This window comes from uncultured Sunxiuqinia sp., from assembly GCF_963974515.1.
Lineage (GTDB): Bacteria > Bacteroidota > Bacteroidia > Bacteroidales > Prolixibacteraceae > Sunxiuqinia.
Map to the genome: position 1 here is coordinate 1 of NZ_CAXBDD010000053.1, position 19149 is coordinate 19149.

Here is a 19149-nt window from a genome sequence, read left to right on the forward strand (position 1 = left end):
AGGTTCAGTAAAAACAGGCACAAGGTTCAGTAAAAACAGGCACAAGGTTCATTGAAATCAGGCATGAGTTTCATTGAAATCAGGCATGAGTTTCAGTCATTTCTGAATCCAGGTTCAGTAGAAAGAGCAAGCGCTTGTCTAACTTTGGTACGACACAGATTTGCAAAAACGGATTAAAAATAAACCCAATGCAAAAGCGCCTGCCAAAATACCGTTCAGTCATTATCAGGACAGCCAGTTCCCTGTACATCCTGTTGTTTGTTTATGCCGCAGTCAGTAAGCTGCTGGATTTTGAAAACTTCCGGGTGCAGCTGGCCCAGTCGCCCTTGCTGAGCGCCTATGCCGGCCTGATCGCCCCGGCTGTGATTACCATGGAACTGTTGCTGGCCTTGTTGTTGTGTTTTAAAGCCACCCGCCTGACCGGGCTGTATGGCTCCTTTATTTTAATGGTGGCCTTTACGGTTTATATTTACCTGATTTTGAATTTCAGCGATTTTGTTCCCTGTTCCTGCGGTGGTATTATTGAACAGTTGGGATGGACCGAGCACCTGGTCTTTAACCTGGCCTTTGCCGCGCTGGCCCTGGTGGCGATAGTGCTTCTGGAAAAAGACAAAGGCACCCGCACCGGGATGGTGATCCTTAAAAGCGTTCTACCCTCCCTTTTGGCAGCAAGCCTTGTCGTGGGGCTCTTTTTATCATCCGAGCACATCATCAAACAGGAAAACAATTTTATCCGCCGGTTCGGACAGCACCCCATCCGGGATGAAAAATCCCTGGATCTCGGGGCCAATTCGTATTATTTTGCCGGAATGGCCGACGGACAGATTTACCTGGGAAACACCACCGCTCCTTTGATCCTTACAACCGTAGACACCGCATTAACCACAAAGAGCATATTGATCAATTGGAACACAAAATCAATGGTGATAAATTAAATGTACTTGAATCAATTAAAGCAAACTATTTGTTGAAAATTGAGAACTTAACTGAAGCAGAATCGTTATCTCAAAAGCTTTTACGAAAAAACAGAAATGTAATAACCTTAGGATTATTAGCTAAAGTACATATTTATAAATACCGTGAATCAATGAGAAAAGGATTAAATCTAATTGCAGAAGCGGATAAAACGAAAGCTTTCGATTTGATTAATGAAGGCTTGAAAATGGACTCTGACAATGTAACTTTAAGAGCAATGTTAGAAAGCTTAAAATAAAACCGGCCTCTCCCTCGTTTGAGCGAAGCGGTAACGAGGGGTTCGCTGGCAGCCGTTTGCAGCGGCAATCGTTAAAGTATGCTGTAAGCATTCGCCCTGGCATAGCACACAAAACAGCGTGAATTCACTCCTGTTTAAAATGGGTTGGCTTTCCGGGTTTTCCAAAGAAGCCGCCGGTCTGGTATACATAACCGAATATACTTGCACAAGTGCGGACGTAAGTTTTTATTAGTACGCACGTAGATCTTCGAACGTATGGAAGTACAACTGGACACGCATGGAAGCACTACTTGCAGTGTGCGAAAATTTCATTGCACACGTGTGCAGGCTTGGTACTCTCTGGCAGATTCCGGCCTTCGCCGGAATAACGATCGGTAAAACCGTGAAGTTGTGCCAGCCTGGTATTTCGGAGAACTTTAGGCGATTTGGGAGACGGAGAGGTCTCCTGGTTCTTGTTAAATTCGTACATTTATGGGCAGTAATTATGGAGTGGCTAGTGGGCTCTGCTCTGCAATTGTGGAAAAGGAACATAGTAGTTCAAAGAGAAACAACCAAAATGACAATCGACCAGCTATTTCTGATTCTCGCATTGCTTCTGATTTTCGGACTAACTTTCGGCAGCGTTTATTTTCTTCCAATTTTTATAACGCTTTTGAGAAGCCGTCATTATGGATTGAATCTTGATTTCAAACAAGGCAGGATTCTAGTCAAAAATCTTTGCGCTAAAAAGACGTTTCTAATCGAGGTTCGAGAGATTTGGAACGTTTATCCGGTCCAACTTGACACATTAGTTGGTCATTTTCATGCAGGTGGAGATTTGAGTAATTTAAAACTTGGAATTTCGGAGATGGCTGAAAGAAATAAAGAACCAAACATAAAAATATTGATTGCGTTAGATTTGGCAAAACATGACTTGAAAGCAGCTGTTGACAAAGCAGAAAAGAACAATTGGAGATTTGAAGTTTAAAAACAACATAGCGGAAAAAGGTATAAAACATAGGGCGGTCAGTTGTGCTCTGAACCTGCAACCTTGCCTTCAGCGATTCGTCCTGCCGGGCAGAAACCCGAGCCCGTGCCACCCGAAAATAAGAAAACCTACCGTTATGGCAGGTTTTCAGTTTCTTGAACTTGGTTACGTTCTCCGAAGAGAAGAGGCTTGACCAAGTATTACGGTTCAAAATTAGGAAATAACTACGATTTAAACAACTGTTGAAAGAGATATTACAGTATAAGGGCTGCAAATGAACTTGTAACTGGCGCTATAAAAGAGAAACTGCTTTAACCCTGACAAGGATGGACTATAATAAGATAAAAACATATCTGTCGGCACGGCGGTTACTGCGTTACGAGCAGGCATGCCACTACGATACCCAAAAGGTGCTCAAATTGTATCAGGCCAACCTTAGGTTAACTCAATCGTTCTACCCATTGCTGTTACTATTTGAAGTGGTTCTCAGAAATGCCTTAAACGAAGAACTTACCACTCATTTTAACGACCCCGAATGGTTAAAATCAGGTAAATGATTTTATGATCCATTCTTCGTTAACCCATTACAACCAACGTTTGCCACGACAAGTAACCAACGATTATCTGAAAAAAAGTGTCACCAAAATTTTACGAAATAGTCCGGCTATAAATCATGGAAAAATCGTTTCTGACTTAAACTTAGGATTCTGGACACAATTGTTTGAGAATATTCATTATCAGATTTTATTGGGGCGTCCAATCCAGATTTTTACGAACCTGCCTTCCGGAATGAACCGGAACAAAATTAATCAAAAACTAAACAGAATACGAAGCTTCAGAAATCGCGTCTCGCACCATGAGCCTATAATATTTTCAACTCGACAAAATCAATCCGTTTTCGACTTATCCAGAGCCAAATAAATTTATACCGACATCGTGGATATTTTCACATGGCTGGACCTCGATTTTAATAAATGGACAAAAAAAATAAATCACGCTTCATTTGAAATTCAACGAACGGAATACGTGTATCATAATTACCCTGACCTGAAATATTATTTAAACCGATTGCGACTTGGGTGGCAGTTGTATCGCAATAAATACCTAAAGAAATAACGTCCGCTTTTTTGGATATGCACAAAGCAGGCGGTTTGCGGCTGGACCGAATAAGCCATCCGGTCCTTATTAACGCCGGATTTTCAATCCGAATGGGAGAAGGGAGGTTTGCTGGTTGAATTGAAAGCTACTCGCAAGCCTCGTCTCGAATGGCCCAGTGTTCCTGTTATTTAGCTACAGGAGTAATCCAGTTCATTCTATTTTACTGAAGCTGTGGAATCTGGATTAACCGATTGCTGCCGGAGTGGGCAAGTCTTTAGTTCGAATAATTTTACAAATAACTAATTTTTGAAGTACATTTGTAACTAATCAATTAAAGTCAGATGAACCAAGTACTATTGACACGGCTATTTAAATCGATTGAAGGTAAGCATGATGAACCTTTAATCCGGGTCGCTTATAGTATCATTGAAGATGAAAAAAACAAGGGTCATGTCGTTCTGGCAACCAAACTTCAAGCAATTCTTCATGCGAACATTTTGAAAGCCAAAAATTCAAATTTTCTGAAAGTAACCAGAGAAAAAGAATTTAAAATACCGATCGACCGAAGGTTTCGGTTACCTTTAGCTAAACACGTTGAACATGACTGCCTGCGGCATGAAATGGTTCTTTCAGATGATGCTCAACACAAAGTTTTGCGGATCGAGAAGGAGTATCTTGCAAGGGAACGTTTGGCTCATCATGGGTTAAAGCCTCGCAAAAAGATACTATTGCATGGCCCCTCAGGATGCGGCAAAAGCATGGCTGCAGAGAGAATAGCATGGGATTTGGGATTGCCGTTTTATAAAATCAGGTTCGATTCAATCATCTCTTCTTATCTCGGAGAATCGGCATCAAACTTGCAAACTTTATTTGAGAGTATCGCGGATTATCCTTGTGTTCTGCTACTGGACGAATTCGATATCATTGGTAAGCAGCGGGATGTTAAATCAAATGATGTGGGTGAAGTACACCGCATTGTCAACATTTTATTGGGCTTACTGGAAGAATATAATGGTGAGGGAATTTTAGTCGCCACAACAAACCTGGAGGGAAGCCTTGATAAGGCGTTGTTTAGACGTTTTGATGATTTCATTGAGCTTCCAAAACCAAACAAGAACGAAATAACAGAGCTTCTAAAAATATCCTTTTCTGCCCTTAAGCTAAATCAAAACATCCAATTGGAAGATTACGCCGATAAAATGGCCGGAATGTCATATGCTATTGTGGTCAAGATCGCGAATGATGCAGCCAAGAAAGCAGTAATCAACTCAAGTATTGAAATTTCAGCAAATGATTTGGATATGGCTTTGGCAGAGAACGAAGCCATAAACAAATAATACATGGAGCAATTTCCTCATCTCAGGTTCGTTCAAAAAGTTGTTGGTCGGCCCCGTTTCTTTGGAGGAGGGGACGAAAACGAAAAGTCTAAAGAAAACAAGCAAAACCGCCAAAAACATAGCTCCTATCTTTCCGGGAAAACAATAAATATTAATCGGGAATGGGAAAGGGAGCTTGACGAACGAGAGGTGCAGGGACTCCCGCCATTGGATCGCAATTTTGTTCCTGTTTTCCTGCAAATTAATCCGGATTTAATAACCAATGTTTTCGAACTGGAAAATCTCGGGATCGAGATCATTTCGGAAGAAAATGAAGGTTTTATTATCGGTGCTTCATTGGATGGTTTGCGGACACTAAATGAAAAGATAAGCGGGTTTATCAAAAAAGAGCACGGAACTGGAATCGTGGCAGATCTGTGGGAGATCATAGAAGGGAGAAATTGGAAGCCACAGCATATACTTTCTGAAGAATTGTACCGGAAGTGGAGTGATATTCAGGATGAAGAGATTCTCCAACTGGAGGTAAGTGTCGCTTTTGACAAACCTTTAAGGAAAGAACCTGACCCATCAAAGCAAGGAGGTGTTACCCGTCATAGAAAATATCGGAAGGAACAAGAAGAAAGGGATAAATTGTTGTTGCAGCGACAAGACCATTTTGAGCAATTTATTCGTTATTATGGCGAGCTGACAAGCGAAATTATTGAACTGGAAGACAGCTTTGCCTGCGAAATAGAAATCACAGGAAAGGGCCTCCGGGACTTAGTGTATAATTACCAGTTTGTTTTTGATGTAACGGAGAAGGAAGAGGTTGAAGAATTTGGGGGCCATGTGGAAGAAGAACAAAGCGTTGATTTTGAAATTCTACCTCCCGGAGATGATGATCCGGAGGTTGGGATAATTGACAGTGGCATAATGGAAGGGCATAAATACATTGCACCCGCAATAAGGAGTGCCAGATCGGCATCGTATGTTGATGGTGATTCTTCTACCGCTGATCATGTCCTTGGTGGAGGACACGGAACAAAGGTTGCCGGCGCAGTTCTCTATCCTGCAGGGGTATCAAATCTACCAACGCCATACCAATTGCCATGTTTTATTCGAAATATCAGGATATTGGACGGAGGAAACAGACTTCTTAATGCATTTCCTGCGTCGCTAATGAAACGGATTGTTGATGATCATGAGGACTGCAAGCTATTTAACTTGTCGGTAAATTCCAATGCGGCTAGCCGGACAAAGCACATGTCATCATGGGCTGCAATGATCGATAACTTAACTCATAGTGAAAAGGTGTTGTTTGTGATTTCTTCGGGAAATATTCCGCGCGATTATATTGGCTATTGCCTGAATAACGGGACAACCTTTCCGGAATATCTTCTGAAACCGTTTTGCCGGGTTGCCAATCCTGGACAAAGTTGTTTTGCCCTGACTGTAGGTTCTGTTAATCCTCTACCAGTTGATGATGATAATTGGCAGTCTCTCGGCAGTTTGAGCGAGGTTTCTCCCTTTTCGAGAACTGGGATGGGAATATGGAATGAAACTAAGCCTGATGTTGTTGAATTAGGAGGAGGCTTGGTCGCTTCGAAGTCCCGGCCCATCCTGGTTCGCGAAAATCAATACACCTCACCTGAGTTGTTGCACTCAACATTACACGGAGGTTCGGCCTACGGCAGGGATTCTGTCGGTACTTCATTTGCGGCACCAAAAGTTTCCCATATTGCGGCCCAGTTAAAAAAATTGTATCCCGATGAAGACATTAATTTATTAAGAGCGTTGGTTGTGCAGGGAGCAAGGCTGCCTGGTGATTATTTTGCCGAACCCACAACTGAAAGTATCCGGTGTTTGGGACATGGTTTACCGTCGCTGGAACGGGTGACCAAAAACTCAGAACAACGAATCACCTTTTATAATACAAACGAGATAAGGGCAGAAGAGGGACATGTATATGAGTTGAAAATCCCGGAAGAACTAAGGAGTCAGGCTAATGAGTATAGTATATTAATTGAAATAACGCTTGCCTTTACGGCAAGAATAAGACGGACCCGCCAGAAGACGAAGTCTTATCTCGCTACTTGGCTTGATTGGAATACGTCAAAAATAGACGAGCCTTTCGATCATTTTTTGAATTATGTAATGAGTTCCATTGAAGGGGAAGAAAAATTTTACGATCCCGATGAAAGAAAGTCCTATGGAGATTACCCTTGGAAGATTAAAGCAAAATCAGATGGAGGAGTAAAAGGTATCACCCGGAGTAACAGTTCAGTCCAGAAGGACTGGGCAATTGTCCAGTCCTTCCAACTCCCGAAGGAGATCAGCATTGCTGTTCGGGCACATAAAGGATGGGATAGAAATGCTGAAGCTGTCCCTTACGCATTGACCGTTTCTCTGGAAGTCTTGAACGAAGATATACCTATCTACGAACAAATTAGGATAGAGAACGAAATAGAAATCCCGGTACAAGTATGAGTTTAATAAAAAAACAGACAACTTTAAATACCCCTCCCCCCCGTGCTGCCTCGTTGCATCGCGTGGTTAATTAAAAGGTGAGCATTCGGCCCGCCACGCATACTGATTGTAAGATTTGTCTCTTGGACCGGCGACATCAACCAACAGAGTCCGGCCTGCGCCGGAATGACGCAAGATAAAACGGTCGAAGTTGTGTCAGCCTGGTATTTCGATGTCATTGTGCTACAATAAATGGAAGCGGGGAGGTTCGGTCATTTAGTACGGAAATCGAGCCTTTCGAAAAAGTTAAGCTTCTTTTCCGGAAAAGATAAAGTACTTTTCCTGTTGAGATGAAATACTTTTTCTGACAAGTTGAAGTACTTTTTTTTCAAAAGATACTAAGGATTTCCGGAAAAGACTAAGAAGGATTCCAAAGTATGTCGCAAACCCCGTCTTGTCTTCTGTAAAACTGCTGTATCCACTTTCATAGTTTCTCTAAAACATTCGGAGAACTTTAAGCGATTTGGGGGGGGGGATGGAGATACCTTTCGATCTTTGTTAAAATTGTACATTTATGGGCAATAAATATTGAGAGGGCTGTCAGGCTCTGTGATACTAAATTATACGGGGCAAAAATAGAACTGATTATGGCAAAAATCAATATGAAAGACACAGAGATTACCATTATCTCAGTGGCTGAGCAGGATTACATTTCACTTACCGATATGGCAAATGCGAAAGGAAGTGCAAGTCGTGCCGCCGACGTAATAAAGAATTGGTTAAGAAATAGATACACGTTGGAGCTTTTAGGTACATGGGAACAAATCAATAATCCTTGTTTTAAAGTGGTCGAATTCGACCACTTTAAAACGCAAGCTGGTTTGCCAAGTTTTGTTTTAAGTGTTTCTGAATGGATTGAAAAAACAAATGCTGTTGGGATAATCGTTAAAAAGGCAAATATGGCGGTACTTATGCCCATAAAGATCTTGCATTCGAATTTGGTTCAGCAATCAGTGTCCCGTTCAAGTTATATTTGATCAATGAGTTTCAACGGCTTAAGGAGGAAGAACAAAAGCAACTTGGCTGGACAGCGAAACGTGAACTGGCAAAGTTGAATTACCATATCCATACCGATGCCATCAAGCAGAATCTTATACCACAGGAACTTTCACCGGCCCAAACTTCAATAATTTACGCCAACGAAGCGGATGTTTTGAATGTCGCCCTGTTTGGTATGACTGCAAAGCAATGGCGTGAGAAAAATACTGACTTGAAAGGAAATATTAGGGATTACGCTTCAATCAATGAGTTGATTTGCCTGTCAAACATGGAAAACCTGAATGCTGTATTTATTAGTGCAAAAGTTCCTCAGAAAGAGCGGTTAATCAAACTGAATCAAATAGCCATCCAACAAATGGGCATACTCCAGGATGTTGAAAGCCGAAAATTGCTAAAATAAATCTCTTAACTGGTGATTTGGTAATCAGCAAAAGGAAACGCAGGCTATGTGGATAACCTGTTTTTCTGGATTTGTGCCAACATTGATCAAGGTGGCCGGTCAGGGTTTGTAATCATGACCTTGTAGCCACGGCAATCCCATTAAAGCAACCGCCTTTGTTATACGTAAGCATCCGGCCTGGTGCAGCTCACAAAATAGTATGGGTTCACCACTGTTTTAAAATGGTTTGGCTTCCGGGCATATCGAAAAAGGAAGGTTCACCAGTTTAATAGGAAGCCGGATGCAAGTTCACCGATTAAAATAACGTTCCCTGGTCGGGAGATGGATCAAGCTCCGGATAACGAAATTCATGATCTGAAATCGGGTCATTTCCAACGGCTTCTTTTCCACGGAGCCTGCGCACGGTATGCGCTTTCAGTTCTGATTCGGTGTACGGTTTGACCAGACTGAGGATCTTCTCTTTTTCGGCCTCCGATTCCGCGTTTTCCGTTAGCCAGCTATCGATGGCGTCTTCCGGGAGAATGAGTGGCATGCGGGGGCCTTCCAGCTTCGGATTATTGTGGATCCGGGCAAGCAGGTCGTTGCCGCGGGCAGTGACAATCGAAAAGGTGGTTAGTTTTTCGCCCGTTTCTTTGTCTGCCCATTCCGACCACAAGCCTCCAAGGGTCATGGGTTCGCCGTCGGACCGGTGAATATAGTAGGGGTAGGTTTTCCCTTTGAAATGATAGTGTTCAAAAAATCCGTCAATACAAATCAGGCAGCGTTTCGCCCGCGCGGAATACTTATACGACCAGGTTTCAAACATGTCCTCACCTCGGGCATTTAGGGTTTTGTTCCATACCTGTAACTGTTTGTCTTTATCCCTCGTGCTTTCCGGTACAAAACCCCATCGGGCCACAACCGGGTCATGGGGTTGATCTTTGGTGTAGATTAATACGGCAGGATGATCAAATCCCGTGGTATGGTGCAGGTCCTTCATTCCGAGCTTGAGTAATCGTTCGGTTAGTATCCGTACCGCTTCTTTATCGCGGTGGTGCCGGGCCCGTTTTAGTTGGGTGATGAGCTGAGCTTTAAAATCATAACACATAACGACCTCCAGATTTACGTTCTTAGAGTAAAACAGTCCCCGGGAAATGAAAGTTTACACCAGATATGGAGCCATCATCGAAAAGGGTTGCCAAAGTTCAATTCGCTCGAAGTTGTGTCATGCATTTCGGTCCATATTGTGCAACTTTTTTTTTGGATCTCAATTCCTTGTTTCCATTAGGGAGTCACATAACTTTTTTCAGATGCTTTCCGGTCGCGCCAATAAATGACCTGCGCCGTGACAGTAATCCTTGCGATGAAATTTTACCCCAACAAATCGATACAATCTCAATCAATTTCAGTTACAGACTGAACGTCCTCCCTTCTACAAAATCATTTCAGAAATGGCAATCGAGCTGAGACCGGCCACGACCAACAGATCGAGATGATTTGATTCTTATTTCCGGTATTTAGATTCATTCAGTATTCTGTTTAGTATGGAAGCGTATTCCCACATTATCGTCGAGTTGGAAGAAGATTTGGAGCAACTAGCCATGACTTCTGATCATGTGTTGAACACCACCAGGCAGGCCATCCGAAAATGTAGGCTGTCTCTGGTCAAATTGAGGGGGATGGTTCTTGCCCGGGATTTCCCGGATCAGGAATCGGAAATTCGCTTTTTTAAGGAGATCAAACCATCGGTCTCCAGCAAACTCATTTATCACCAGGCTGTCTTTGGGATGGAAAGCATGCGTTTGGAGCTTGATAACAGAAGGCAAAAAAGATATCTTCAGCGGGAGCAAAAAAAGATTCTGAAGTACATGAACCAGAACCGGGGAATTGTCCAATACTACCGATGCGGTCACAGTCATCTGGATGAAAAGTACTTTTTACGGAATAATGAATCAGTCCCGCTGGAAGTGGAAGGCATCCTTTCGCTCATGGACGGGGATTTCTTCACCTGGCATGATCATACCTTTTCCACCATCATGGCCAACGAGCTATTGCTTGAATACATGAAGAACGAAATGGATAAACCGGATCACCCGGAGCGAATTGACGTGCCCAAACGATCCCTAAGATGGACGGGGAGTAAGATTGATGCCTATGAGCTGTTGTATTCAATCTACCTGACCGGTTCTGTTAACTATGGGAAAGTAACCGTCATTGACCTGGTCAGGGCTTTCGAATGGATGTTTAATGTAGACCTGCAAGCAGGAATTTACAAAACCCAAAGTGAGTTGGAGAAAAGGTCCGATCCAGTCCAATACCTTTCACAGCTGATGGCCGTAATGCGCCGAAGGATCAATCACCGGCTGAAATAACCGGAGAGAGTAGGGGTATGATCAATAAGGACTTAATCGGATCAAGCCCCACGCCGGCAAAAAAACATTGGGTGAGCCGGGAATTTCCTTGGGTCATTTGGGCGAAAAAAGGCAACCCGGGAATGTGCTTTGTCGAGTTTATTTTGTCGTATCATCGAAATCATCTGGAGGTCATTGCATCATGATATGCCCAGTTGGTATCCATTTATTTCCATCGCAAAAAATCGGCACAAGCGCATTAAAGCAAGCAAGTATGGCGGAAAACAGCACTTGTAACTGAATGGCTGGAAGAAAGCCACAAAATAGACTGGCATTTGAATCTCCTTAATCTTAAATATCCCGAAAGAATTAAGGAACCCAAGGCACGCGGATTGATGTTGGCAATAGAGTTTCATGAATTGTTAAATGGGGAACTGATTGGTCGGCAACTTTTCGAAAATGGAATCGTGGTGGGATACAAAATGAATACCGTGAGGTTTTTACCACCTCTTACAATCAAGGATTCAGATATTGATCGCCTGATTAGCAAATTGGATGAATTTTGTAACGAATTTGAATGAAACAAGGTAAGCATACGGAAAAATGCCACTCTCCCGGATACATACGAAAGTATGTGAGCGGCTGGTGGAATTTGCAATTCCGGCCTCCTAACCGATCATATTGTCTGAACAGGAGTAAAAAGATGATAAGATAGACAGGATTATGCTACGATATGAGGATAAAATTTGCATAAATCTTGTCCGTCTCAAAATCAAGTAATCATGTTCGGGACAATTAGGGGTGCAAATTCTGGAAGCATTGGGACACCCATTCCGGAAACATTCGGACATCGGTTCCGGGATTATCCGGACAGTGATTCTGGAAACATCCGGACGCTCCCGTCTCTTTTTATGGTTCCTCTGAAATGTTGGGAGAACGTTGAGTGATTTGGGAGACGGAGATGCATTCTGCTTCTTGTTAAATTTGTACATTTATGGGCAGTAGTCTTGAGTGGATGGCGGGCTGAAGAATGTGGTGACAGAGTTGGAAGAAAAAAAAAGGAGGTTCGGTCTTATATTATCATTTTTATCATTCCTACGATTAGTAGGATTAATATTTGTTTGTTCATAAAAAAAAATATTAATTTGCAATTAACTTATAAGTGAAGTCTCCAATAGCAATAGAACTCTTCGAAGAACATGACAAGGTTAATTTTTATACCCTGAGGTTTCAGGACGAAGAAACGGAAGTGGATAAATTCCTTGATCAATTCCCTGAAGGTTGTGAGTATGATGAAGACATTGATATTATCATTAGATGGATTGACCAAATTGGAAAAAGTGGTGCTCTGCAACGTTATTTCCGCCCAGAAGGCAAACCTGGCGACCATGTTTGTGCTATCCCTATTGAAACAACGCATTTACGTTTATATGTTATCCGTTTGTCAGAGCATATTGTCATTCTTGGTAATGGAGGAGTTAAAACAACACGAACATACAATGAAGACCCTTTCCTGAATTCCTGCGTAGAACTTTTGCAGGAAGTTGACGGTTATATAAAGTCCAGAGTACAAAAAGGACAGCTAGTTATCTATGAAAAACAGTTATTTAGAAATCTAACATTTCATCTGAAGTCTAAGAAATGATAAAAAATAAAAGACTCAAATCAAGACGAGAAAAAATATCAAAAGAAGTGGACATCTTTGTCGAACAGTCTTTTGAAATCGTGGATAGAATCCACGAAATCTTGGTAAAACACGGTAAAGAGCAAAAGGACTTAGCCAAAGCTTTGGGAAAATCAGAAAGTGAAATCAGCAAGTGGATGACCGGAACGCACAACTTCACACTGAACACCTTGGCTAAAATTCAAGTGGCATTGGGCGAACCAGTTATTCAGGTACCGAAAGAAAAGCCCAAAAGGATGGACGTTTATGTGGTATCACACGCTGCATATTATTTCGAGCCAAAAGGTGAGACAACGAAAGTTGCTTCTACGATGCAGTTCTCTCAAATACGAAATACAGCACAAGATGCTGCTGGTTGTTTGAATTAAGCATGAACGAAAAGAAAGAAATCCAAATTAGTATCAAAGAAATAAACGAAATCTCGTTTAATTTAGCCCCGCTCCCGATCCCTGTTGAAGAATTGGAGTTTGGAAATAACCTTACGCTGCAGGTTGGGGTCAATTTTGATGGGAATATTGAGACCGAGACTTTTAAATTTCACACACGAATTAACTGGCTTGTAACTGAAGTAGAAAATCCAATTGTTAGCCTCGAAACAGAACTGGTCTTCGAAATACAGAACTTAGCCGAAGTATTCAAAACTGAGGCAGACGGCAAACACAAAATCGAAAACCATTTCTTAGTGACCATTGCGGGTGTTGCTTTGGGTACTTCGCGCGGAGTATTAGCTGTAAACGTAAAAGGAACTCCTATGTCGAAATTTCCGCTCCCCATTTTGAACCCTACCGAAATATTAGAGAATATCCGTCAACAGCAAGAATAATGACTCCCCAGCGCTTTCAGGCATGCACAAAGTAAGCGTGCTGCTGGCTGGTCACGAAATATCGGGGTGCAATTCCGACCTCTTACCCGGCCTTCCCCTTCGTCTTAGCGTAGCGGCGACGAGGGGTGAGTTGCCAGCCGTTTGTAGCGGCAATCATTGAAGGATGCTGTAAGCATTCGCCGTGGCACAGCATGCAAAACAATATGAACTTACCCTGCGTTAAAAAAGGTTGGCTTTCCGGGGTTTCTAACAAAAAATCCTGCTAATCCGGTATAAGTGCCGGCATATATTTGCACAAGAGTGGACGAAAATTTCCATAATTACGCACGAAAATTTTCACCCGTATGGACGTAAAACTACACACCCATGGAAGCACTCCTTTCAGTGTGTGAAGATTTCATTGCCCACGTGTGCAGGCTTGGCTACCTTCCGACAGATTCCGGAGTGCACCGGAATGACGACAGGTAAAGCTGTCGAAGTTGTTCCAGCCTGATAGTTCGGTGTTATTGTGCCACAATATATGGCGGAGGGGGGCGGTCATTTAATAAGGAAAACGAGCATTTCGAAAAAGTTAAGCTTCTTTTCGGGAAAAGATAAGGTGCTTTTTCTGAAAAACGTTGAAGTACTTTTTTCAAAAGATACTTAAGATTTCCGGTGAAGAGCAGTACGAATTTGCAGAAAGGTGCCCATGTTTTCTTGTTTCCGGAATGTACCTTGGCTTTGGCTGTCGTATGATTCTTTCAACGCTTGGCGTTTCTGGAATAGAAAATAATATGTGTTCTACTCGATTGATTTTAGGATCAATATGTCGTATATTGTATAAAAAGATATGAAAGTAGGATTTCATAGTTCAACCTGATTGTTAACTTAAACATGGAATGCTTATGGCGACGAAAAGAAACCCGGACGACACCCCGTTTACCAAAGACCAGATCAACCAGTGGAAAAGCAGGTACGACAGCCAGCTGGTAGATGCCTATGCTGAATATTTTGATGCTAAGGTCATGGAAGATGCACTCGAGTTGGTACTAAAAGAACTGATTGACGGAAATGCTTTCGATCGTGCGTTCCTGAACGCAAACCTGAGCCGTCGGCAGAGTGAAGCCCAAATGGTGCAGGCTGAGGTACGCATTTTTAATGCCACCGCCGACTTGATGGAACAATCGAACGTCATGCGAAACCGGCTCAGCAATTCGCTCGGCTCGGAACAGTCCGTTTCCGCTTTATCGACTATCAATGACATGATCGGCAATACCGCTGAGCTCATCAAGGCATTGGCTCAAAAGAACAACACGATGGGTGAAGGTGTACCAGGTGGGGGAACGACAACAGGCCCCGGGGGAACCGCCATACCGGAAGACAGTCCCTCCGGCGGAACAACCATTCATCCGCCATGCTATGAGAAATACCGCCGTCGGATCGCAGAACTATGGGATCAGAAAGATCAAATGGGCGATTCGCTGATGTGGGGGCTTCAGTGGGCTGACGCGTTGAAAGACCTCGCGCTTTGTGCCGGGCCCAAGGCGGTTAGACTGCTGCTGGATATGCTGGCTGCTGCAAAAAAATAAATTCGCGGGATTTCATCTTCTACGGGGTCAGGGTTGTCCCGCGCCTGCTCCCCGATGGTCGTATTGAGCCGAAGGATCAATCACCGGCTGAAATAACCGGAGAGAGTAGTGGTATGATCAATACGGACTTAATCGGATCAAGGCCCACGCCGGCAAAAAACATTGGGCTAGCCGGGAATTGCCCTGGGTCATCCGGGCGAAAAAACGCAACCCGGGAGTGTGCTTTGCCGAGTTTATTTTGTTGTATCATCGAAATCATTTTGAGGTCATAGCATCATGATATGCCCAGTTGGTATCCATTTATTTCCCATCGCAAAAATCGCCAGAAACGTATTAAAGTAAGCAAGTATGGCGGAAAACGGCACTTGTAACTGAACCGCTGGAAGAAAGCCACAAAATAGACTTGCAATTGAATCTACTTAGTGACACTACTTAAAATGGATTAGTGTTTTGTCTATCTCGTCACGTAGCTGAGCAAAAACTCCCACCTCGTTGGCAAATTCCTTCCACCGACTAACTGTCTCGCTGATTTCTTCGATTGTAGTTTTAGCCTTTTTGTTTTTGATGGATTCACCAATGGTCAGCAAATCTTCTTTGGTAATCTTGTCGCGTTTTCCATTGATGCTCAAGGCATGCTGACTCACCCATTGATGGTTGGGCTTATAGGCGTGGCAAACGTCGTAGGCAGGAGCCAGTTCCCAAGCGCCATCTTTCTTCAAGCGAAATGCAAAGTTTTTGGTGTGATCATCACAGTTTCGTGCGCACACGTTGAAAACCATTCGGCGAAACATTTGCTCGGCTGCCGGATAAGGTAGCTTTAACTCGCGCATGGTTTGAAATAATTGTTCGTAGCTGAAGCTGTTGACCATGTTGAAGTCGAAATGTTTCATCGCGTAAAAGGTCTGGATGTGGTGTCTGGTATTGCTGCCTTCACGATCGAATCGTTTGGTCATAAAATGGGCACGTCCATTTTCTTCCAACAGTTTCGATGGCATCATATCAACGCCGCAGGCTATGGCCATCTTGTAATAAGCCATTTCAACACGACCATACCCTTTTGTAGTTCCCAGCTGAATATCGCTGACACCATCGAGTTTTATTAGCCAGTGCTCAAAGCCTTTAGGAACTTTTGTCTGACCCGATTTTACCTCGCCGTTTTTCTCGTTGTAGGCAATCACAGCCTTGGGGCGGGCACCACCTGCCGAAGTACCAATGCGGAGGATATCCATCATCGCCTTTTCTTCATCTTGGTTTAGATTGGTGACAAAGCTTTCCCTCTTGCCGAGCATTTTTCGCGCCAAATCCACTAAACTATCAATCTCTACCGAAAAGGTGTGTTGATGCTGTTTGATCATGCCAGGCGCAAATTCCAGTGCGCCCATACCACGTGAGCCGATAAAGCGAAGCATTTCAACTGGATTCATGCTGTTCTGTGGACGTCCCTGTTTGGCAAGCCACATATTGATTAGGTCGTTTCCGTATTTATCAGGTAAGGAGTCAGCCAGTAGACCCGGTAACCCTTTAAAAATATCAAGTTCTGAATCAACTTTTTTGCGCAATGCCGGGAAACTGAAATTGCTCTTATTTCCGGAAACCGGCATTTGCAGTGGTGCTAGTTCCCACTTCTTAGTTTTAAACCGGCTATCATATTCAAACGTAGCATAGCCGGTAGCGTCGTCCCACGCTACGGCACCAACCCGTTCACCCCAAATATCTACCCATGCAGTTTGTACCATAACTACCAATCGTTGTCAGGTTGATCACTCTGTTTCTTTTCGCGTGCCCGCTGACGTTTATCCTGCTCCATTTTGGCTAGCATGATGGGGCTTATTTGCTTTTCGATATGAAAGGCATCCATGACTTGTAACTGATCGAGTACACGCAATACTTGTATTAGGGTAGGCACGGTCACGCTTTTGCCACGTTCGAGCAAGCTGAGTGTTGAACGGCTGATTCCGGCAGCAGTGGCCACGTTTTCCTGTGTTTTGTTTTGCTCCATGCGATGGTGTTTTACAAAGTTTCCAATGTTTCCGGCCAGAGCCTTGTCGCTCATTGAAACCCAGTTTTTGTATGGTATATCAGTCATAAAGCCTTGATTTTGTCATTAATGAATGAGTTATCATGCAAATGTAAACAAAAATGATATGAAACAATGAATGAGTTATCATTCGCTAAATGCTTTTGTAGCTATTAATGCATGAAATATCATACAGATTACGCTCTTGAACTCGCAATGTCATAAAACTGCAACAATACTTCGTCTTCCATGAGCAGAGAGAGTAGGTGGTATGAGTAAGAAATACTTAACCATATATATCCCGACGTGGGTTTATGTGGGGTATCATTCTGTTTGAAAAGGTGCAATTTTGGGATTATTCATATCGAATGTTTCGATTAAGCGAAGCAAAGCCAAACTTGTTTGAGCTTTGCAGAGCGTGAAAAACGACTAATGAAATTGAACCATTTAAAATTAAGATGTTATGCCAACAGAAATTGTAACCACCGATGATTTGCGGGAATTCAAGATTAACCTCCTGCAGGAGTTAAAAAAAATGCTCAACGAGCACCACGGACAACCAGCAAAAAAGTGGCTCAAGTCTTACGAAGTGAGAGAACTGCTGGGCATCTCCCCGGGTACGCTTCAGAACCTCCGGGCAAACGGAACCTTGCCCTATACCAAGCTTCACGGTTCGATGTTTTATGACTACGAAGACATCAAAAAGATGATGAAAGAAAACCAGCAGAAAAGATTGTCCTCTTATGGTCGGTTCCGATGAATTAGATCACCCATCTGAATGTTTTTTTTGACCGGGTTTCCGGCGACGGACGGTTGACAGCCTACCACATCAGCCTGTATCTCGCGCTGGTCCGGCAATGGAGTGCCCGCCGGTTCAGCGAGCGGGTTGCAATTTCACGTGCCGAGATGATGGACCTGACCCGGATCGGTTCGGTTCGGCCAATACCTATGCCCGATGCATGAAGGAACCGAACAAGTGGGATCCATCCGCTATTTTCCGTCAGCCAATGGCCACTCCGCAAGCGAAGTAGCCGGTATCAGATTGGATACGATTAACGATACCGGCATTTAATCCGGGACCAATACGGGAACCATACGGGAGATACTACCGGAGATGGTACCTTTATAAAAAAAACAAACGGAAAAACAGGAAACAAGTCGGCCGATCAGATTTTTGAAAATGGGGGAAAAGAAAAATTAACGGGGCCGGACCCTATCATGTCAACACCGACAAAAATTACTCAGAGCCCCTTTATGGAGGTCACCGAGTTCACGGATGACCTGTTTCATTTCAATCTGTGGTCCTGCCTGAATTGGATGGAACGAAAGGTGAGGGACTTGTTTGACGATCACTTTCGCATGTGCTAGGAGGATCACCTGCTGATTTATGAATTGCTGGTTTGTGCTATTGGCGATCAGGAAAGTTGGACCTAATCCAGACTGAGTCTTCGGAAGGGAATCCTTCTAATTGGTGCCGTCGGGGTAGAAAATCAGCGCTAGTGACCTTGGCCGATTACTTTTTTTTCACCGGATCAACATTACCGATCAAGGTAGCCCGGAGAATCAGTTTTGCGCTTGAAAAGGACGGCTATTTGGTGATTACCCGATACAGCAGGGGCACGGTTCGAAACTTATACCACAGGGTTGGTGTTTTGACGATTTGGGAGTAGCCCAGATTCAAAAGTACTTTGGGACACCGTGCAATGGGATGGTTGAAATCCTGCAGGGCCGTTACGACCTGTTTGTATCCAAACGCATGTTGACCCGCCTGACGACCAACCTTTCCACCCCGAAGCTGGAATCGATTTATAGCAACCGGATTCGTTCGCAGATGAAGGAAATGTTTAACCAGATGGCGTTTTATGATAAAAACAGGGGGTGGTAAAAAAATGGACACCAAGTGTAAAATGTTTTGACAATTAAAATGCCAGTTATTTCAATACTACGTTGATTTTCTTATTTTTAGAATAAAGGTATCTTTTTTGAAGCGGAAGATGGCAGGATGTATCGTGCCATAAATAAATGGCTCAAAAACTTTGCCTATGAAACGGAACTGAGCTGGTGGGTCTTTGTGCTGGCTGGCATGCTTGCTTTGGGAATTGTGCTGTTGACTGTGAGTTGGCAAAGCTGGAAAAGCGGCTACGAGGAACCCGGTAGATTGTATTTGCCCGTCAGAAATTAAGCCATGAAGTATCTATGCCTAATGCA

At 43.3% G+C, this 19149-nt stretch carries 19 protein-coding genes and 1 pseudogene; 16 read left to right on the forward strand and 4 right to left on the reverse strand.

The genetic code is table 11. The features are described 5' to 3' along the window. The first annotated feature begins 188 nt into the window (after positions 1-188). From AAC033_RS12075 to AAC033_RS12110, 8 genes and pseudogenes are all read left to right on the forward strand, one after another. Positions 189-935 carry a MauE/DoxX family redox-associated membrane protein gene (locus AAC033_RS12075; protein ID WP_339738422.1) on the forward strand — a complete coding sequence of 249 codons (747 nt, stop codon included), beginning with the start codon at positions 189-191 and terminating at the stop codon, positions 933-935. After that, complete coding sequence (locus tag AAC033_RS12080; RefSeq protein ID WP_339738424.1) at positions 905-1213, forward strand: hypothetical protein; 309 nt, start codon at positions 905-907, stop codon at positions 1211-1213. Before AAC033_RS12075 ends, AAC033_RS12080 begins: the two co-directional genes overlap by 31 nt. Positions 1214-1490: 277 nt before the next feature. Continuing rightward, complete coding sequence (locus AAC033_RS12085; protein ID WP_339738426.1) at positions 1491-2180, forward strand: hypothetical protein; 690 nt, start codon at positions 1491-1493, stop codon at positions 2178-2180. Positions 2181-2506: 326 nt separating this feature from the next. Further along, the gene (locus AAC033_RS12090) at positions 2507-2737 is read left to right on the forward strand and encodes a hypothetical protein (protein ID WP_339738428.1); all 231 of its coding nucleotides are present in this window, start codon (positions 2507-2509) and stop codon (positions 2735-2737) included. A 1038-nt stretch (positions 2738-3775) separates the two neighbouring features. Then, on the forward strand, positions 3776-4615 hold the full coding sequence (locus AAC033_RS12095; RefSeq protein WP_339738430.1) for an ATP-binding protein: 840 nt from the start codon (positions 3776-3778) through the stop codon (positions 4613-4615). Positions 4616-4618: 3 nt separating this feature from the next. After that, on the forward strand, positions 4619-7081 hold the full coding sequence (locus AAC033_RS12100; RefSeq protein ID WP_339738432.1) for a S8 family peptidase: 2463 nt from the start codon (positions 4619-4621) through the stop codon (positions 7079-7081). Between the two features lie 704 nt (positions 7082-7785). Continuing rightward, positions 7786-7848 (forward strand): annotated as a pseudogene (locus AAC033_RS12105) (hypothetical protein); the annotation flags it as partial. Positions 7849-8171: 323 nt separating this feature from the next. Next, positions 8172-8519, forward strand: coding sequence for a hypothetical protein (locus AAC033_RS12110; protein ID WP_339738434.1), 348 nt, complete (start codon positions 8172-8174; stop codon positions 8517-8519). 295 nt (positions 8520-8814) lie between these two features. On the opposite strand, the gene AAC033_RS12115 is transcribed toward AAC033_RS12110, so the two are convergent. After that, positions 8815-9606, reverse strand: coding sequence for an SOS response-associated peptidase (locus tag AAC033_RS12115; RefSeq protein WP_339738436.1), 792 nt, complete (start codon positions 9604-9606; stop codon positions 8815-8817). A gap of 436 nt (positions 9607-10042) precedes the next feature. Here AAC033_RS12115 and AAC033_RS12120 point away from each other — a divergent pair, with 436 nt between their 5' ends. The 5 genes from AAC033_RS12120 (at position 10043) to AAC033_RS12140 (ending at position 14924) form a co-directional block, all read left to right on the forward strand. Next, on the forward strand, positions 10043-10870 hold the full coding sequence (locus tag AAC033_RS12120; protein ID WP_339738438.1) for an RteC domain-containing protein: 828 nt from the start codon (positions 10043-10045) through the stop codon (positions 10868-10870). Between the two features lie 1141 nt (positions 10871-12011). Next, a complete protein-coding gene (locus AAC033_RS12125; RefSeq protein ID WP_339738440.1) occupies positions 12012-12494 on the forward strand; it encodes a hypothetical protein in 483 nt (160 codons plus the stop codon). Further along, entirely contained in the window at positions 12491-12901 is a 411-nt protein-coding gene (locus AAC033_RS12130) for a helix-turn-helix transcriptional regulator (RefSeq protein WP_339738442.1), read from the forward strand. The genes AAC033_RS12125 and AAC033_RS12130 overlap by 4 nt, the downstream gene beginning before the upstream one ends. A gap of 2 nt (positions 12902-12903) precedes the next feature. Beyond that, a complete protein-coding gene (locus AAC033_RS12135; protein WP_339738444.1) occupies positions 12904-13356 on the forward strand; it encodes a hypothetical protein in 453 nt (150 codons plus the stop codon). Positions 13357-14240: 884 nt separating this feature from the next. After that, positions 14241-14924 (forward strand): hypothetical protein, encoded by a 684-nt coding sequence (locus AAC033_RS12140; RefSeq protein ID WP_339738446.1) that lies wholly within the window; start codon positions 14241-14243, stop codon positions 14922-14924. Positions 14925-15000: 76 nt separating this feature from the next. Here AAC033_RS12140 and AAC033_RS12145 read toward each other — a convergent pair whose 3' ends face one another. The 3 genes from AAC033_RS12145 to AAC033_RS12155 all read right to left on the reverse strand — a co-directional run bounded on the left by AAC033_RS12145 (position 15001) and on the right by AAC033_RS12155 (position 17010). Next, on the reverse strand, positions 15001-15174 hold the full coding sequence (locus AAC033_RS12145) for a hypothetical protein (protein WP_339738448.1): 174 nt from the start codon (positions 15172-15174) through the stop codon (positions 15001-15003). Between the two features lie 178 nt (positions 15175-15352). Further along, a complete protein-coding gene (locus tag AAC033_RS12150; protein WP_339738450.1) occupies positions 15353-16660 on the reverse strand; it encodes a type II toxin-antitoxin system HipA family toxin in 1308 nt (435 codons plus the stop codon). Between the two features lie 2 nt (positions 16661-16662). Next, positions 16663-17010 carry a helix-turn-helix transcriptional regulator gene (locus AAC033_RS12155; protein ID WP_339738453.1) on the reverse strand — a complete coding sequence of 116 codons (348 nt, stop codon included), beginning with the start codon at positions 17008-17010 and terminating at the stop codon, positions 16663-16665. Between the two features lie 394 nt (positions 17011-17404). On the opposite strand from AAC033_RS12155, the gene AAC033_RS12160 reads away from it, so the two are divergent. From AAC033_RS12160 to AAC033_RS12170, 3 genes are all read left to right on the forward strand, one after another. Next, entirely contained in the window at positions 17405-17701 is a 297-nt protein-coding gene (locus AAC033_RS12160) for a helix-turn-helix domain-containing protein (RefSeq protein ID WP_339738455.1), read from the forward strand. Positions 17702-18649: 948 nt separating this feature from the next. Continuing rightward, on the forward strand, positions 18650-18826 hold the full coding sequence (locus tag AAC033_RS12165) for a hypothetical protein (RefSeq protein ID WP_339738457.1): 177 nt from the start codon (positions 18650-18652) through the stop codon (positions 18824-18826). A 117-nt stretch (positions 18827-18943) separates the two neighbouring features. Beyond that, positions 18944-19123: a hypothetical protein gene (locus AAC033_RS12170; RefSeq protein WP_339738459.1), complete on the forward strand. Its 180-nt coding sequence runs from the start codon at positions 18944-18946 to the stop codon at positions 19121-19123. Positions 19124-19149: the final 26 nt, after the last annotated feature.